The organism is Methylobacterium sp. CM6246 (assembly GCF_054818005.1).
Map to the genome: position 1 here is coordinate 2,379,844 of NZ_JBTXKY010000001.1, position 16,573 is coordinate 2,396,416.

Below are 16,573 nucleotides of genomic sequence, written 5' to 3' on the forward strand. Positions count from 1 at the left end.
GGGACAGGACGCATGACTGCCACCCTCGACCTCCTGAAGACGCGCCGTTCGGTCCCGCCGCTGCTGCTGGACGGCCCGGGGCCGGACCGCGCGCAGCTCGAGACCATCCTGACCGTGGCCTCCCGGGTGCCCGACCACGGCAAGCTGGCCCCCTGGCGGTTCATCGTGATCGCCGAGGCGGCGCGGGAGCGGGTCGGAGACGTCATCGCGGCCACGTTCGCGGCCGACAATCCCGAAGCGAGCCCGGAGCGCCTCGCCCAGGAGCGCGGCCGCCTGATGCACGCGCCGTTGACCGTCGCGGTCGTCTCCCGCACCGGCCCGCACGTGAAAATCCCCGAATGGGAGCAGCTTCTCTCGGTCGGCGCCGCCACCATGAACCTCGTAGTCGCGGCCAACGCCTCGGGCTTCGCCACGTCGTGGCTGACGGAATGGTACGCCTACGATCGCCGCGTGCTGGATGGGCTGGGCCTTGCGCCGTCCGAGAAGCTCGCCGGGTTCGTGCATATCGGCCGGGCCCGCGAGGTGCCGTCAGATCGCCCGCGGCCGAGTCTTTCCGAGATCGTGACCTATCTCTGAGTGCGGTCCGTCTCAGAAGGCGCATTCGTGCATTACGATCTCGAGATTCCGCGCGAGAACCGCGCGCTTCCCCACAACCCCCTCAAGGCGATCGTGGCGCCGCGGCCGATCGGCTGGATCAGCGCCATGAGCCGCGAGGGCAAGCTCAACCTCGCGCCCTACTCGTTCTTCAACGCGGTCGCCGACGACATGGTGGCGTTCTCGTCCTCGGGTCGGAAGGACGCCATGACCTTCGCCGAGGAGGGCGCGGAGTTCGTGTGCAGCCTGGCGACCTGGGACTTGCGCGACGGGATGAACGATTCCTCGGCGCCCCTGCCGCGGGGCGAAAGCGAGTTCGCGTTCGCCAACCTGGAGACCGCCCCATCGCAGAAGGTGCGCCCGCCCCGGGTGGCGGCCTCGCCCGCCGCCCTGGAGTGCCGCTGGCTCCAGACCGTCCCGCTGGTGCCGCTCGGCGGCGGCAAGGCGGAGAACTTCTTGGTGATCGGCCAGGTCGTGTCGATCTACGTCGATGAGCGGTTCGTCTCGGACGGCATGGTCGACACCGCCGCGATGCATCCCATCATGCGCGGCGGGTATTTCGATTATTTCCATGCCACCGCGGAAACCCGCTTCCAGATGCGCCGGCCCAAGGGTGCGGCCGAGTTCAGCGGATCCTGAAGCCGCCGTTGAACCTGACGATGCCGAGGGGTGGACGTTTTGCACCGCCCCTTCCCGCACGCATACGGCACCGGCGTGATGCGACCCGGGATCCGGGCCGGGACAGCGGGCGGCGTGTTCGCTGCGGCACGTTCCGTGCCGTGTCGCGGATCCCCGTCCACTGACGTTCCAGGCGGCAAGGAGAGGGGCGTGGTTCTCCGTCGATGATGGAGAAGCGCGCATAACATAGCGCAACATCGATTGAGGAGTTGTTTACCATAAGCGGCGCAGGTTCACGGTGTCCTCAGACCCCGTGCGCGCCCGGATGTTCCTGTTCACCACGCCGTCCAGCCCATCGGAAAGCAGCCCGCCCGCCCAGGCACGGGCGGCCGCGGGCTCGGCCGCCTCCGGGCCGGTGGTCCAGGCGATCCGCGACGGCGCGATGGCGAGCGGCGTCGGGTTCGACTACCTGCTGGCGACGGCCCGGCGGGAATCCGCCCTCGATCCGGCGGCCAAGGCCGGGACCTCCTCCGCCACCGGCCTGTTCCAGTTCATCGAGCAGACCTGGCTCGGGGTGATGAAGAATGCCGGGCCGAAACTCGGCCTCCAGGCGCAGGCGGACGCCATAACCCGGCAATCCGACGGCACCTACGCGGTCCCGGATGCCGAGCAGCGCCAGGCGATCCTCGACCTGCGGCGCGATCCGAAGATCTCCGCGACGCTCGCCGGCGCCCTGACCCAGCAGAATTCCGACGCCCTCGCGTCAGCCCTCGGGCGCGACCCCACTGCGGGTGACCTCTACGCCGCGCATGTCCTCGGCGCGAAGGGCGCAGCTGCCCTGATCTCCACCGCCCGCGCCTTCCCGGCCCGGGCCGCGGCCCTCGACCTGCCGGAGGCGGCCGCAGCCAACCGATCCCTGTTCTACGACCGGACGGGCCGGCCGCGCAGCGCCGCCGAACTCTACGCCAACCTCGCAGCCGCCGCGCAGGGCGCCGTGCAGAGTGCCACCGCCGCCACCGACCTGACCGTGCTGCGCCAGGACGGCGCCCCGCCCACGCAGGCGGCCACGGCCTATGCCAGCACCGCCACCGCGTTCGGCGGCACCTCCGACCTGCGCAGCCTGTTCCAAACCGAGCAGCGCGGAGCGGCCTCCGACGCCGCAGCGCGCCTCTGGCAGGCCCGCAACGCCGCGCCGCCGACCCAGCACCCTGCGCCCACCTACTTCCCGCGCTCCGGCGCGGAGGCGCCGCTCGTCGCTTCCGTCGCCGAGCCCGCGACCACCGGCGCGCTCGCAGAACCGGCGCCGACGCCGGCAGGCCTCGCCCTGGTCAACCCGCCGCTGCCGCCCCGCCGCCCGGCCGATCTCGCCGCCGCGGGATCCACCACCGGCATCAGGAACAGCCTGTTCGCCCCCCGGAGCGGCCCATGATCATCCGCGAGTTCCTGGCCTGGACCCAGAACGCCTCGGCCGGCCGCAGGGCCGAGGCCACCACCGCGCTGGCGCGGGCCTTCCTGTACGGCGACCTCTCCGCCGACGAGGCCTGGGAGGCCAAGACCGCGCTGCTGTCGCTGCTGGACGACCCGTCGCCCCTAGTCCGCCGGGCGCTCGCCGAGACCTGTGCCGCCTCGGCCCGCACGCCGCGGCCGCTGGTGGTCGCCCTGTCCTGCGACGTGCCCGAGGTGGCGCGCCTGGTCCTGGCCCGCTCGCCGGTGCTCACCGACGCGGACCTGGTCGACGCCGCCGCGCTCGGCGACGAGACCACCCGCGCGGTGATCGCTGCCCGGCACCACCTGTCCCCGCCGGTGTCGGGGGCACTCGCCGAGATCGGCGAGCTGGGGACCCTGGTGGTGCTCGCCGCGAATCCCACCGCGAAGATCACCGCGGGCCGGATGCTGCGCATGATCGAGCGCCACGGCACCGAAGCCCGCCTGCGTGAGGCGCTGCTGCGCCGGTCCGATCTGCCGCCGGAGGTGCGCTACACGATCGGCCTCGCGGTTGCCCAGGCGCTGTCCCAGTTCGTGATCGCGCGCGGCTGGATCGGCACCGAGCGCTGCGACCGGATGAGCCGCGAGGCGGGCGAGCGCGTGGCCCTCGAGACCTGCGACGATTCGGGGGTCGCCGCGGTGGCGCGCCTGGTGGCGCATCTGCGCACCACCCGGCAGCTCACCGCGGGCCTGATCCTCCGGGCCGTCCTGTCGGGCCGGACCGATTTCGTCCACGCCGCCCTCGCCGACCTTTCGGGACAGGATTATGCCGGGATCACCCGCGCCATGCGGGATTCCTCGCGGGATCCGCGGGCCTTCGCGGAGTTGCACCGCAAGGCCGGGCTGCCGGAGGCTCTGCTGCCGGCCATGCAGGCGGCACTCGCGGCTCGGCACGCGGCCGCGGGCGGCCTGCGCGGCGCCGGCCTGTCGCGCCGGATGATCGAATCCGCCATCGACGCCTGCACGGACCTGCCGGCGCCCGAGATGCACGCCGTGGTCGCGCTGCTGACCCGCTACGAGGCCGAGGCCGCCCGCGACGAGGCTCGGGAGGTCGCCCGCGCCGTTGCGGCCGAGGCGATGACGCGCGAGACCGCCCGCCGCGAGGCCGAAGCTGCGGACGCCGCCTGGCGCGCCGCCCTCGAAAGCCAGCGGCGTACCGCCTTCGCGCCAGCGAGCGCCGTCGAGATCGTCGCGGAAGGGATCGCCGCGCCGGTGGAGATGCCCGATCAGGCCACGGTCGAGCCCGCGATCGCGGCGCGTGCGGATGGCGCGCCGGCCATAGCCGAACCGCGCAACCCGGTCGGAGCGATCCTCGACGCGCTGCCCGAACAGATCCTGGCTTGGTACCGCACGGAGCCGAAGGACGAGGATCCGGTGGTCCAGGCCGCCATGCAGGAGGTCCTCGACGGGCTCGGCGCCGACCTACTAGACGAGTTCCAGGCGAGCCGCGCCGGCGCGGATACCGGGTCGGACGAGGAGATCAGGATCGCAGCCTGATCGAAGCGAACAGCTTGGCGCCGTTCATGCAAACGCCCCGTCATTCCGGGGCGGCAGGCGAGCCCGGAATGACGAGATGGCACCTGACGCATCCGTGCCGCTTCCGACGCCCGGGAAGATCGGATCTCGCCTGACGCAGGCGGGCTGACGGATGCGTCCGTGAATGGACCTATTCGGCCGCCCGTTGCTCGATCGCGTCGACGAGGCCGAAGCGCTCGATGCTGTCCTCCAGTCGGAGGGCCGCGTTGATCAGCGCCATATGAGAGAAGCCCTGCGGCGTGTTACCGCGCTGCTCGCCGGTGGCCGGGTCGATCTCCTCCGCGAACAGGCCGACATCGTTGCCGCGGGCGATCAGGCGCTCGAACGCCGCCTTGGCCTCGCGGGTCCGCCCGTCCAGCGCAAGGCACCCGACGCGCCAGAACGCGCAGGCCGTGAACGTGCCCTCGTCGCCCTTCAGCCCGTCATCCATGCGGTAGCGGTAGATCAGGTCGCCGTCGCCCAGCTCGCGCTCGATCGCCGCCAGCGTCGAGCGGGTACGCGAGTCGCTCGGATCCAGCGCACCGAACAGGGCGACCCGCAGCACCGCCGCGTCGAGGTGGTGCGAGCCGTAGGCCCCGGTATAGGCCTGCTTCTCCGGGTTCCAGCCCTTGTCGTGGTATTCCGCCCGGATCTCGGCGGCGATCCGCTCCCATTCGGCGATCTTCTCCGCGGGGACGCCTTCGATGTTGCGGCCGATCCGGGCCGCGTCCGTCAGTGCTACCCAGATCATCGCCTTGGTGTGGACCTGCTGACGCGGGCCGGTCCGCAATTCCCAGATGCCGTGATCGGCATCGTGGCGGTGACGGATCGCCCGGGCGGTGAGGTTGTCGAGCACCTCGGGCAGGCGGTCGTTGACCTTCTCGGGCGGGTCGTAGTCGACGGCCTCCAGGAACACGCACAGCGCCCGCAGCAATTCGCCGTAGATGTCGTGCTGGTCCTGGGCCTCGGCCAGGTTGCCGATCACGACAGGTCCGACTCCGCCCCAGCCGGCCAGATGTTCCAGCACCTCCTCGGGCGGCATGCCGTCGCTGATGCCGTACATCAGCTTGGTTTCGCGCCCGTACGAGCCGTCGCGCTCGCGCAGGAAGCGCAGGAATTCGGAGGCTTCGCGGACGTAGCCCAGCATTACGAAGGCCGTCACCGTGAAGGCCGCGTCGCGCATCCAGGTGAAGCGGTAATCGTAGTTGCGGTCCCCCGGCACCGCCTCCGGCAACCCGGCGGTGGCCGCCGCCACGATGCCGCCCGAGGGCGAGTAGGTCAGCAGCTTCAGGCACAGGGCCGAGCGCATCACCGCGTCCCGGTAGGCGCCGTTGTAGCTGCTGCGGGCGCTCCAGCGGCGCCAATACTCGGTCGTGGATTCCATGCGGCGCTGGGCCCCGGCGAAATCCTCGATGCAGGCATCTTCCTGGTCCTCGCCATGGGTCAGGACCAGGTAGGCGGTCTCGCCCTCGGCGAGGTCGAACAGGACCTCGGACGTATCGCCCTGCAGCTGCGGCTCCGGGAAGGCGTTGACGCGCAGGCGCCAATCCCCGGCCTCGAACAGCACGGATCGGTCCTCGACGATCGGCGTGCAGGGCCGGCGTGCGTAGTCGAAGGTCGGCCGCACCACGAACCGGCCGGCGACCCGCCCGCTCTCGCAGGTGAGCAGCCGGATCAGGCGGCTCTCGCCCTCGCCGTCTGGCCCCTCTTCGGGCTCGGGGCTCGGCGGATTCACCGGCATCACGTCGATCAGCCGGGCGCGGCCGGTCGACGTGGTGAAGGTGGTCTCCAGGATGTTGGTGTCGGGCACGTAGCGGCGCACGGTCTCGGTGAGCCCGTCGAAGGCGAGGCTGCACGCGCCGCCCTTGTCGTCGTCCAAGAGCTTCAGGAACAGGGCCGGCGAATCGTGGCGCGGCCAGCACAGCCAGTCGATCGAGCCGTCCCGCGCGATCAGCGCGCAGGAATGGGTGTCGCCGATGAGGGCGTAATCGCTGATGGGCTTGGACACAGGGCTTCCGAAAGGCGATCGCGCCGCTGGTACGGCATGGAACGAACCTATCGTGAGTTAGCCAAACGACCCCGGGCGGGGAGTCCCGCTCGACGATTCGCCGCACGGGTCTAAAGCCAGGAGCGACCGATCAGGCCTTGGGCCGCGGCAGCATCCGGTCGCTGATGATCCGCCGCTGGATCTCGCTGGTGCCCTCGAAGATCGTGGTCAGGCGCGCGTCGCGCCAGTAGCGCTCGACCCGCCGCTCGGTGGTGTAGCCGTTGCCGCCGTGAAGCTGCATCGCCTGGTTCGTCACGCGCACCGCCATCTCGGTCGCCAGAAGCTTCACCATGGCGGATTCGCTCTCGGCGGGCTCGCCCTGGTCGAGCAGGTGGGCGACCTGCTGCCAGAACGCCCGAGCCTGGGCGACCTCCGCGGCCATGTCGGCGAGCGCAAAGCGCAGGGCCTGGAAATCGCCGATCGGGTGGCCGAACTGGACCCGCTCCTGCAGGTAGGCCTGGGTGTCCTCCACCGCCGCGCGCGCCACGCCGACGGCGCGGGCCGCCGTGTGGACCCGGGCGATGTTGAGGCCGCGCTGGACCGAGGCGAAGCCGCCGGAATCCGCGTCGGCGCCCTGGTCGCCGTAGAGGCCGGTGAGCCGGTCGCTCTCGGGCACGCGCACACCATCGAGGGCGAGCTCGAAGGTCTGGAAGCCGTGATAGCCGATCTTGTCGATCACCCGGCCGGTCACCCCGGGCGGGAAGCTGTCGCGCTCCTTCACCACCAGGAACGGCTCCAGACCGGCCGAGCGGGACTCGCCGGGCTCCGGGTCTCGGGTGCGGGCGAGGACCTCGATGAAGTCGGCGCCCTTGGCGAAGCCCGCCCAGCGCTTTGTGCCGGTGATCACCCAGGTGTCGCCGTCCCGCACCGCGCGGGTCTGCACGCCGGCCAGATCCGAGCCGGCATTGGGCTCCGACAGGGAGATCGAGCCGATCCAGTGGCCCCGGGCCGAGCGGCGCAGCAGATCCGCCCGGCGCTCGGGGTCGAGGGTCTGGGTGCCGAGGCCCTGGCCCCGGGCCAGGATGCTGCCCACCGACAGCCAGGCCCGGGCCAGCTCCTCCGAGACGAGGCAATATTCGAAGACCCCGAGACCGAGGCCGCCCTGCGCCTCGGGTATCGTGATGCCGAACCAGCCCTTCTCGGCCATGGCCTCGATGAGCCCGCGGGGCATCTCGGCCTTCTGCGGATCGAGCTCGTCAGCAAGCGGCAGGACGACGTCGTGCGCGAAGGCCCGGGCCTCGGCCTGGAGCGCGGCCCGGGCCGGATCGTGCCAGGGCGAGGCCAGCTCGGGTGGCTTCGGGGCGATCGGATCAGGCTTGTGCGCCATCGTGCTCATGCGTTCCCCCGGCTTTCACCCACCGCTGCATTCATGGCCACGCGGCACGGCAAAGCTGGAAACACGCGCTTACAAAATGGTTCCCGCAACCATCTTCGAATAATCGCCGCGTCGGCGCATAATAACCTGATGACGCTCGCCGATCCGCTCGCCGAATCCTTCGCGATGAACGCACCCGCCACACCCCACATCCTCGTGGTCGAGGACGATCGCGAGATCTCGGCCCTGGTCGCCCGCTACCTGCGCGGCAACGATTGCCGCGTGACGCTTGCGGGCGACGGCAACGAGATGGACCGGGCGCTGGCGGAGGCTCGGATCGACCTGATCGTGCTCGATCTGATGCTGCCGGGCGAGGACGGCATGAGCCTGTGCCGCCGCCTGCGCAGCGCCTCTCAGATCCCGATCCTGATGCTGACCGCCAAATCCGAGGAGGTCGACCGCATCCTCGGCCTGGAACTCGGGGCCGACGACTACCTGGCCAAGCCGTTCAATCCGCGCGAGCTGCTCGCCCGGATCCGGGCGATCCTGCGCCGGGTGGCCGCCGAGGCACCCGACCCGGACGAGCGCCGCCGCCTGCACTTCTCGGGCTGGACGCTGGACGTGTCGCTCCGGCAGGTGCTGTCGCCGGAAGGCGCCCGCATCGCCATGACGGGCGCGGAGTTCGAGCTGCTGCACGCGCTCTGCCTGCGGCCGGGCCGCGTGCTGTCGCGCGACCAGTTGCTCGACCTGACCCAGGGCCGCACGGCAGGGCCGTTCGAGCGCAGCATCGACGTGCTGATCTCGCGCATCCGCCAGAAGATCGAGCGGGATACGCGCAATCCCGAATTCATCCGCACGATCCGCTCGGGCGGCTACCTGTTCACCCCCGAAGTGACCCGGTCATGAGCGCGTTCCGATCCTTGCGCGCCCGCCTGCGTCCGCAGAGCATCGCGGGGCAGATCGCCCTGCTGGTCGTGGCCGGGATCGCGGTGGCCCACATGGTCGCCACCGCGGCGTTCCTCCTCCTGCACGAGCCGCAGAATCCGGACACGCTGCCGGGCGTCGCGGCGGGCCGGCTCTCCACGCTGGTGCGGCTCCTCGACGAGGCGGACCCAGCCGCGCGGCCGGCCCTGCTGGCGAGCGGGCGCAGCCTCCCGCTGATGCGGGTCGAGGCTTGGGACGGGACGGTCCCGCCGGACGCGGCCCCCGTGCCCGACCTCCCGGTCATCCGTCGCCTGCGCGTCGGCGCCGGCCGGCACGTGACCCTGGTGGATCTGAGCACGCAGGATCCGGCACAGACGCAGTCGGACGGGCAGCTGCATATCGGGATGATCACGCCCAAGGGCGCGACCCTGCAGGCCACGCTGCCGAACGCGCCGCTGCGCCCGCCCCGGCAGGGGGCCCTGATTTTCACGGTCGTGTTCCTGGCCCTCACTCTCGCGTTGCTCTGCGTCTGGGCGACCCGGGCGCTGACGGCGCCGCTGGCGCGGCTGGCCGGAGCAGCCGAGGCGTTCGGCACCCACGACGACCACGTCGCGCTTCCGACGGCAGGCCCCCGCGAGGTGCTGGCCGTCTCCCGGGCGCTCGACCGGATGCGGGCCCGGGTGCGCCGCCTGATCGACGACCGCACCCAGATGCTGGCGGCGATCAGCCACGACCTGCGGACGCCGATCACCCGCCTGCGCCTGCGCGCCGAGTTCATCGAGGACGAGCACACCCGCACGGCCACCCTGCGCGACCTGGACCAGATGAACGGCCTGGTGGAGGCGGCCCTGTCCTTCGTGCGGGACGGGCAGACGCGGGATGCCAGCAGCCTGAGCCTCGTGGACCTCGCCTCGGTGGTCCAGACGGTCTGCGACGACTTCTCGGATTTCGGCGCGCCCGTGAGCGTCGCCCGCAGCCGCCACGTCCTGGTGCAGGGCCGCCCGGAGGAATTGCAGCGGGCGATCACCAACCTGGTGGACAACGCCGTCAAGTACGGCGGAGGGGCTGAGGTCCAGATGGAATCCTCCGAGCGCGGCATCCGCATCTGCGTACTCGATCAGGGCCCCGGCATCCCGGAGACCGAACGCGACGCGATGCTGCAGCCCTTCGTGCGCGGCGACCGCGCCCGCAATCTCAACGAGGCCAGCGGTTTCGGCCTCGGCCTATCGATCGTGCTGGCGATCGTCGAGGCGCATAACGGCCGCCTGACCCTGGAGAACCGGCGCGAGGGCGGCCTGTGCGCCGCCATCGAGCTGCCGCTCGCGGCGCAAGCCTATGCGAGCCGGGCGGCACAGAGATCCCAAGGCTCGCTACCGGCCCGGGCTGCCTGACGGCCGTCCGAGCCCAACCGCCTTCGGTCTGCTTCGCGCATCGTGCCGGTGACCGGCACGATGCGCTCGCTCTCTGATCCCCATCGACGATGTCCGAACGCCGGTGGCCACCGTTCGGATTGATGCTCAGGCTGCCCGGACGTTGCGCAGGAACTGCGAGACCTCGGCCCGGAGCTGCTCCGACTGGGCGGCGAGTTCGTCCGAGGCCTGCGCCACGGAGGCGGCGGCCTCGCCGGCATCGCTGGCGACCCGGGCGACCTCGGCGATGTCGGCGGTCATCCCGCTCGTGCCGGTCGAGGCCTGGCCCATGCTGCGGACGATGTCCTGCGTGGTGACGCCCTGCTCCTCGACGGCCGCCGAGATGCTGGTGGAGACGTGGTTCATCGCCTCGATCTGGGACACGATGCCCTGGATCGCCTCGGAGACGCCGCCGGTCACCGCCTGGATCGACGCAACCTGCCGGCCGATCTCCTCGGTGGCCCGGCTGGTTTGGGTCGCCAATTCCTTGACCTCGGCCGCGACCACCGCGAAGCCGCGGCCAGCCTCGCCGGCGCGGGCGGCCTCGATCGTGGCGTTCAGAGCGAGCAGGTTGGTCTGGCCCGCGATGGTCGAGACCATCCCGACCACGTCGCCGATGCGGGTGGCGGCGGCGGCGAGATCCGCCATCGTGCCTTCGGCCCGCTTGGCCTCGCCGACCGCGGTGGCCGACATGCCGGCTGCCTGCTCGACCTGACGCCCGATCTCCTGCACGGTGGCGCCGAGTTCCTCGGCGGCCGCAGCCACGGCATCGACGTTGTCGGCGGTCTGGCGCGCGGCGCTGGCGACGCTGGTCGAGCGCTCCGACGTGCCGCTAACGGCGACCCGCATGGTTCCGGACGCGCCCTGCAGGGCCGCCACGCCCCGGGTCAGCCCATCGACGATGCCGCCGACCGACGTCTCGAAGCCGCTCGCCAGATCCTGCAGCATGGCGCGGCGGGCCTGCTCTTCGCGCAGCCGCGCCGCCTCGGTGGTCTGGAGCTGCTGCGCCGCGTCCTCCAGCGACACGTCGCGGATGATGACCACGGCGCGGGCGATATCGCCGATCTCGTCCCGGCGCCGGCTGCCCGGTACGTCGCTGAGCGCCTGGCGTTCGGCGAGCGCCTTAAGGGCGCGGGTCAGGGCGCCGAGCGGCGACACGATCGAGCGCGCCAGCAGCAGGCCGAGCACGGCCGTCCCGGCGAGGACGCAGAGCCCGATCAGCAGCAGGTTGCGGGAGAGCGCGCGCACGGCGTCGATCGCCTCCGCCTGCGACTGCTCCGCCACCACGGTCCAGGGGGCGCCGAGCACGCTGACCGGAGAGGCCGCCGCCATGTGCGGGCCGTCCGCGGCGGTGAAGTCGAAGCTTCCGCCCGCCTTGAGTTGGGCCGCCTCGATCCCGAGCGGCGTGAGTTCGTTGCCGGCCTTCACGGTCGCGTTGAGGGGCGGGTTGCTGCGCAGGCGCCCGTCCGCGCCGGCGGCCATGACCTGGCCGGTCTCGCCGAGGCCGGTCCGCTTGGCCAGGGCCTGATCGAACAGCGTCGGCGTCACCCGCAGGGCGATGAAGCCGATCCGCTCCGCGGCCTGGGCCGTGCCCATGGCGACGTTCGCCCGCTTGGTCATGGCGCGGCCGATGAAGGCGGCCGGGACACCGTCCACGGGATAGGCCGCGAAATCCTCGTAGAGTACGGCGCTCGGGTCGGCGGCCTTGAGACGCTGGACGAGGCGGGCGAGGGCCGTATCCTTCAGCCCGTCCTCGGTCACCGACTGGCCGAAATCCTTGCCCTTCGTGGTCGTGTAGACGACGCGGCCGGCATCATCGAGGAACAGCAAGTCGGCGTAGCCGGCCTGCGCGATGAGCTTGCGCGCCGTCTCCTGCACCTTCACGTGCCGGCGCCCATACATGCCGGTGCCGTCGAGGGCGACCCGAGCCTCGACGGTCGGCGGCGCCTGGAACGCCGCGATGACCGCGGCGGTGTCCGGCTTGGCCGGATCGAGGTTCTCGATCAGGTCTGGGAAGTTCGAGACGATCTGCGGATGCGCGGACGCGGCCAGGAAGTCGGCCTGCATCCGGTCCGCCACCAGCTCGATCCCGTCGCGGCGGGCCGCGGCGGCGAGCTGCAGGCGCTCATTCGCCGCGTCGATCAGGCCGGACCTGGCGGAATACCAGCTGAAGCCGCCCATCGCGGTGGCGCTGAGCAGGGCCAAGCCGATCGTCATCGCCGGCAGGCGAGAACTCAGCCGCGAAAGCACCACCATGGCTATCCTACATCGTTTTCTTAGAGAGAGCGCCGCAACCTTAGAGCAATGGCACTAAGATCCGGTAAACTTCGGCGGCAAAGCCGGGCATTATGGCGCAAAACTCAATCTATCGTAACATCGAGATATTCAATATTTTGAGGAACTAAGTATCTACGTAGAGACATTCGGATCCTCCCGGACACTTAAATCCACACCAGAACTGCCAGGCAATACCAGGGTCAACGAGGCGATTTAGCATCCGCCATGCCGGATTGTCCCGTGAGCCGACCGGTCTGGAACCTGCCCGCGTGCGGGGCACCACCGCGCCGACGCAAGCGCGGCCCGCGGCTTGCGGGCGTGCGGGCGAAGCGCAAGCGAATCGTTGGCCGGCCCTTCGAGTGCGCCTAGAGCATCGAACGGGCGCACGAGCCTCCACCTGCACTCGAGGGGACCGGATGACGAGCGACACCAGCCGAGGGGATGCGCGCCGGATCGCGCTGATCGGGGCGCCGATCGAGGTCGGGACCAGCGAGCCCGGCGCGCTCATGGGGCCTGCGGCCCTGCGCACCGCCGGACTGGTCCGGACCCTGTCCGATCTCGGCCACGCGGTCGTCGATCAGGGGGACGTCGTCCCCGACGGGCCGGCGGATGCGCGGGGCCTGCCCGCCGTCACGGCCTGGACCCGCGCCCTGTCGCGGTCGGTCGAGGCTGCTCTGGGGGCGGGCGCCCTGCCGCTCGCCGCCGGGGGCGATCACAGCCTGTCGCTCGGCTCGGTGGATGGGGCGATGCGCCACTGCGCCCGGGAGGGTCGGCCGCTCTTCGTGCTCTGGCTCGACGCCCACGCCGACTTCAACACCCCGGAAACCTCGCCGTCGGGCAACGTCCACGGCATGCCGCTGGCGGCCCTGTGCGGCGAGCCGGGCTTCCCGAGCCTGTTCGCCGATCCGGCGCCGGCGCCGCTGCCGCCGGCCAACGTCCACCTGTTCGGCCTGCGCTCGATCGATGCCGGCGAGCGCGCCCTCGTGACGGCCCGGCGGGTCGGCGTCACCGACATGCGCACCATCGACGAGTTCGGCGTCGTCGCGCCCCTGCGCCGCGTCCTCGACCGCGTCGCACGCGACGGTGCGCATCTTCATGTCAGTCTCGACGTCGATTTCCTCGACCCATCGATCGCACCCGGCGTCGGCACGACCGTGCCGGGGGGCGCGACCTTCCGGGAAGCGCACCTGATCATGGAGATGCTGCACGATTCCGACCTGGTGCGATCCCTCGACGTGGTCGAGCTGAACCCGTTCCTCGACGAAAGGGGCCGCAGCGCCCGGGTGCTGGTGGAACTGGTGGCGAGCCTGTTCGGCCGGCGCATCCTGGACCGGCCGACGCCCGCGATCGAGGCGGTCTCGAGCGATCACGGCGGCCGCCGCTAATGCCGGACGGCGCGACGCAGGTTCAGGATCTTCCGGCGGCCGGGGCGCCCGCGCGCCAGCGCTCGGAGGGGCGCGTCCACCTGTGGGCCGGTCCGGCCGGGGGAACGGGCCCGACCCGCATCCTCGACCTCGCTGAATCCGGCCCGTCGCGGCTGCGCTTCCCACGCGGGGAGGGGGCGCTTGAGGCGGTGCTGGTCAACACCGCCGGCGGTGTCGCGTGCGGCGACGCCTTCACGATCGCGCTGGACCTCGCCCCGTCGGCCGACCTCGTGCTGACGACCACGGCAGCGGAAAAGATCTACCGCTCGGATGGCCCGGTCAGCCGGATCGAGAACCGGATAACCCTGGCGGCGCACGCCCGGCTGGCCTGGCTGCCGCAGGAGACGATCCTGTTCGATCGCGCCCGGGTCCGGCGGCGCTTCGAGGCCGACCTCGCGGAGGGCGCCGCTTTGCTGGCCGTCGAGATCGTGGCCTTCGGCCGAGCCGCCCGGGGCGAGCGGATCGCGGCGGGGTTGTTCGCGGATACCTGGCGCGTGCGCCGGGCCGGGCGGCTCGTCTATGCCGACAGCCTCGTCCTGGAAGGCCCGATCTCGGATCTTCTCACGCGACCGGCGATCGGCGGCGGTGCCCGGGCCTGCGCGACCCTGCTGGACGTCTCAGCAAACGCGGAGGGGCGTCTGGAGGAAGCCCGCGCCCTGCTCGAACAGGCCGTCGTCCCCGGAATCGAGGCGGCGGCGAGTGCCTGGAACGGACACCTCGTCATCCGCGCCCTGGCCGATGGGGTCGGGCCCCTGCGCGGCCTCGTGAGCCAGGTCCTGGCCGGCTATCGCGATCGGCCGATGCCCCGGGTCTGGCAGAGCTGACCGGCTGCTTTCGGGCCGCGGGCCGGTCCAGCGCCGACCGACCTGCATATTCCTGCGCGGAAGCCGCATCGCGACCGTTGCCTGTCGCCGCCCACCTCTGCTAGAGACCCCCACCCGGAGCCGGCCGCCAGGCTCCGATGGCGACGCCGCGGCGTCGCGACGAGGGGCCTCGTGGCGGAGTGGTTACGCAGAGGACTGCAAATCCTTGCACCCCGGTTCGATTCCGGGCGAGGCCTCCATCGATCATCCGAGATACAGCGCGCACGCTTCCGCCGACCGGTCTCGATGCCGTCGATACGGCGGATGTCCCGCGTCGCAGGCGCCGGCATGGCGGCCGGCACCCACGATTCCCTAGACCCTCTCGAAGGCCCTGCCTTCCAGGACGATGCCGTCAGGCCGCGGCGACCTGGGCCAGAAACGTCTCGATCGCCCGCTGAAGGCTATGAGTCCCGGCATTCACCTGCAGGGCGCTTGTCCGGACATGCTTGGCCTGCACCTCGTTGGAGGCCGCAGTGGCGCGCACGCCCGCCACGCTGTCGGAGACCTTCCGGGAATCCGTCGCCGCGCTGGTGATGGCACGGGCAATCATCTGGCTCGACTGGCCCTGCTGGTCCGCTGCGACCGCAACCTCGGCGGCGATGGAGCTCATCTGCGCGATCGTCTGGCCCACCGTGCCGATCGAGCCGATCGCTCCGACCGTGTCGGCGGCGGCGGCTTGAATCGCCCCGATATGATGGGCGATGCGGTCGGTCGCCTGCGCGGTCTGCGCCGCCAGATCCTTGACCTCGGTGGCGACCACGGCGAACCCCCGTCCCGCCGCACCGGCCCGCGCGGCCTCGATGGTGGCGTTCAGCGCCAGCATGTTGGTCTGCTGAGCGACGGCGCGGATCAGCGCGATCACGGCGCCGGCGTCGTCCGCGGCTTGCGAGAGGGTCGTCACCGTCGCCACCAGCCCTTGCGTATCCGACAGGGCCGTCGAGGCGATCTCGCTCGTATGCCGGACCTGGCTCTCGATCTCCCGGGCCGCAACCGACAGCTCCTCGGCAGCGCTGGCGATGCTCACTACGACACCGGCGGTCTGATCGGAGGCCTCCGCCACGACGGCGACCTGCGTGGTCGTCTCGCCCGCGAGACCCGATAGCGCGTCGGCCGAGGCCTGCATGGCGTCCGCGGAGGCGGCGAGATCCGCCACCGTCCGCTGCATCTCGTCGTCGAAGGCCTGGGTCGCCGCGGCCAGGCGCTCGGCCCGGACGAGGTCGCGCGCCGTCCGCGCCCGGGCGTCGTGGTCGAGCGTCCGCCGCTCGATCATCGCCGCCTGGAACGCCGCGATGGCATGCGCCATCTGGCCGATCGCGTCCTGGCGCTGCGTGAACGGGATCGCGTCGTCGAGCCGGTCCGCCGCAAGAGCTTGCATGGCGGCCTTCAGGCGCTTCAGGGGCTTCTGGATCTGGGAGAGGACGATCCAGATCGCGGCGGCCAATGCCAGGGCGAGCGCAACCGCCGGCGCCACGATCAGCGCGACGATCGCATGGCGCTGCTCGATGACGCCTGCTGCGCGCTGGTCGTTGAGCCGGGCCAACACCTCGCCCCCGAGTCGGCTGATCTCCGCGATGATGCGTTCGCGGTTCTTCACCGTCGCCTCGTCGGTGGCCTGGATGAGGGCGGCCTTGGGCGAGATGGTCAGGCCGAGCTCAGCGGTGTCGTTCTGGTAGGCGATGAACTCCTTCACGAACAGGTCGAACCGGCGGCGCCGGTCCGACGGCAGCTGATCTTCCATCGCCACCAGGAACGGCCCCCGGACGTGTTCCACCGCCGCCAGGGCGTCCTGCAGCCCGGAGAGACGCGTCCGCGCTTCCTGCGTATCCTCGGCGGTGTAGAGGGCGGTGGCCTGGACGACCGCATGCTCGATCGCCTGGCTCAAGGCGCCGGCCTGAAGCCCGGCATTCCAGCTCCTGTCCGTGGCTGCGGCGCGCTCCTGCTCCCACAGGGATTGCCGCACGGCGAAGGCCGAGATGCCGACCGCCACGAAGCCCAGCAGGCCGACGACCGCCGCCAGCTTGAAGCCGAAGGAATTGCGCATCTGAAGCACGATACTGTTCTCTTCTGGACCGACGCACGATCGCGTCGCGGCAAGGTGCCTT

The 16,573-nt window shown here is 71.3% G+C and carries 12 protein-coding genes and 1 tRNA gene; 9 read left to right on the forward strand and 4 right to left on the reverse strand.

Translation table 11 applies throughout. The features are described from left to right. Positions 1 to 12: 12 nt before the first annotated feature. The 4 genes from ACYQPG_RS11690 (at position 13) to ACYQPG_RS11705 (ending at position 4,194) form a co-directional block, all read left to right on the forward strand. Positions 13 to 576, forward strand: coding sequence for a nitroreductase family protein (locus ACYQPG_RS11690; RefSeq protein ID WP_147906103.1), 564 nt, complete (start codon positions 13 to 15; stop codon positions 574 to 576). A gap of 27 nt (positions 577 to 603) precedes the next feature. Beyond that, complete coding sequence (locus tag ACYQPG_RS11695; protein ID WP_147906102.1) at positions 604 to 1,233, forward strand: flavin reductase family protein; 630 nt, start codon at positions 604 to 606, stop codon at positions 1,231 to 1,233. Positions 1,234 to 1,537: 304 nt separating this feature from the next. Further along, positions 1,538 to 2,641: a lytic transglycosylase domain-containing protein gene (locus ACYQPG_RS11700; RefSeq protein ID WP_147906160.1), complete on the forward strand. Its 1,104-nt coding sequence runs from the start codon at positions 1,538 to 1,540 to the stop codon at positions 2,639 to 2,641. Beyond that, entirely contained in the window at positions 2,638 to 4,194 is a 1,557-nt protein-coding gene (locus tag ACYQPG_RS11705) for a DUF2336 domain-containing protein (RefSeq protein ID WP_461230999.1), read from the forward strand. Before ACYQPG_RS11700 ends, ACYQPG_RS11705 begins: the two co-directional genes overlap by 4 nt. A gap of 169 nt (positions 4,195 to 4,363) precedes the next feature. On the opposite strand, the gene ACYQPG_RS11710 is transcribed toward ACYQPG_RS11705, so the two are convergent. Together ACYQPG_RS11710 and ACYQPG_RS11715 are read right to left on the reverse strand one after the other, a co-directional pair. Further along, positions 4,364 to 6,220 carry a glycoside hydrolase family 15 protein gene (locus tag ACYQPG_RS11710; RefSeq protein WP_461231000.1) on the reverse strand — a complete coding sequence of 619 codons (1,857 nt, stop codon included), beginning with the start codon at positions 6,218 to 6,220 and terminating at the stop codon, positions 4,364 to 4,366. 130 nt (positions 6,221 to 6,350) lie between these two features. After that, on the reverse strand, positions 6,351 to 7,595 hold the full coding sequence (locus ACYQPG_RS11715) for an acyl-CoA dehydrogenase family protein (protein WP_461231001.1): 1,245 nt from the start codon (positions 7,593 to 7,595) through the stop codon (positions 6,351 to 6,353). Positions 7,596 to 7,724: 129 nt separating this feature from the next. Between ACYQPG_RS11715 and ACYQPG_RS11720 the strand changes: the two genes are divergently transcribed. Then, positions 7,725 to 8,480 (forward strand): response regulator, encoded by a 756-nt coding sequence (locus tag ACYQPG_RS11720; RefSeq protein WP_187278305.1) that lies wholly within the window; start codon positions 7,725 to 7,727, stop codon positions 8,478 to 8,480. Continuing rightward, positions 8,477 to 9,889, forward strand: a complete 1,413-nt coding sequence (locus ACYQPG_RS11725; RefSeq protein ID WP_461231002.1) for an ATP-binding protein — start codon at positions 8,477 to 8,479, stop codon at positions 9,887 to 9,889. Before ACYQPG_RS11720 ends, ACYQPG_RS11725 begins: the two co-directional genes overlap by 4 nt. Positions 9,890 to 10,015: 126 nt before the next feature. Here ACYQPG_RS11725 and ACYQPG_RS11730 read toward each other — a convergent pair whose 3' ends face one another. Beyond that, positions 10,016 to 12,163 carry a methyl-accepting chemotaxis protein gene (locus ACYQPG_RS11730; protein WP_147937694.1) on the reverse strand — a complete coding sequence of 716 codons (2,148 nt, stop codon included), beginning with the start codon at positions 12,161 to 12,163 and terminating at the stop codon, positions 10,016 to 10,018. A 437-nt stretch (positions 12,164 to 12,600) separates the two neighbouring features. Between ACYQPG_RS11730 and rocF the strand changes: the two genes are divergently transcribed. The 3 genes from rocF (at position 12,601) to ACYQPG_RS11745 (ending at position 14,671) form a co-directional block, all read left to right on the forward strand. Next, positions 12,601 to 13,569 (forward strand): arginase, encoded by a 969-nt coding sequence (gene rocF / locus ACYQPG_RS11735; protein WP_419829478.1) that lies wholly within the window; start codon positions 12,601 to 12,603, stop codon positions 13,567 to 13,569. Beyond that, positions 13,569 to 14,432, forward strand: coding sequence for an urease accessory protein UreD (locus tag ACYQPG_RS11740; RefSeq protein ID WP_419829479.1), 864 nt, complete (start codon positions 13,569 to 13,571; stop codon positions 14,430 to 14,432). The genes rocF and ACYQPG_RS11740 overlap by 1 nt, the downstream gene beginning before the upstream one ends. A 165-nt stretch (positions 14,433 to 14,597) precedes the next feature. Beyond that, positions 14,598 to 14,671 (forward strand) — tRNA-Cys (locus ACYQPG_RS11745). Between the two features lie 152 nt (positions 14,672 to 14,823). Here ACYQPG_RS11745 and ACYQPG_RS11750 read toward each other — a convergent pair. Next, positions 14,824 to 16,512, reverse strand: a complete 1,689-nt coding sequence (locus ACYQPG_RS11750; protein WP_461232459.1) for a methyl-accepting chemotaxis protein — start codon at positions 16,510 to 16,512, stop codon at positions 14,824 to 14,826. Positions 16,513 to 16,573 lie beyond the last annotated feature (61 nt).

Excerpts from the sequence above, each read along its gene's own strand:
- ACYQPG_RS11690 (WP_147906103.1), top strand. The coding sequence starts at position 13 with ATGACTGCCACCCTCGACCTCCTGAAGACGCGCCGTTCGGTCCCGCCG.
- ACYQPG_RS11700 (WP_147906160.1), top strand. The coding sequence starts at position 1,538 with ATGTTCCTGTTCACCACGCCGTCCAGCCCATCGGAAAGCAGCCCGCCC.
- ACYQPG_RS11705 (WP_461230999.1), top strand. The coding sequence starts at position 2,638 with ATGATCATCCGCGAGTTCCTGGCCTGGACCCAGAACGCCTCGGCCGGC.
- ACYQPG_RS11715 (WP_461231001.1), bottom strand. The coding sequence starts at position 7,595 with ATGAGCACGATGGCGCACAAGCCTGATCCGATCGCCCCGAAGCCACCC.
- ACYQPG_RS11720 (WP_187278305.1), top strand. The coding sequence starts at position 7,725 with ATGACGCTCGCCGATCCGCTCGCCGAATCCTTCGCGATGAACGCACCC.
- ACYQPG_RS11725 (WP_461231002.1), top strand. The coding sequence starts at position 8,477 with ATGAGCGCGTTCCGATCCTTGCGCGCCCGCCTGCGTCCGCAGAGCATC.
- ACYQPG_RS11730 (WP_147937694.1), bottom strand. The coding sequence starts at position 12,163 with ATGGTGGTGCTTTCGCGGCTGAGTTCTCGCCTGCCGGCGATGACGATC.
- rocF (WP_419829478.1), top strand. The coding sequence starts at position 12,601 with ATGACGAGCGACACCAGCCGAGGGGATGCGCGCCGGATCGCGCTGATC.
- ACYQPG_RS11740 (WP_419829479.1), top strand. The coding sequence starts at position 13,569 with ATGCCGGACGGCGCGACGCAGGTTCAGGATCTTCCGGCGGCCGGGGCG.
- ACYQPG_RS11750 (WP_461232459.1), bottom strand. The coding sequence starts at position 16,512 with ATGCGCAATTCCTTCGGCTTCAAGCTGGCGGCGGTCGTCGGCCTGCTG.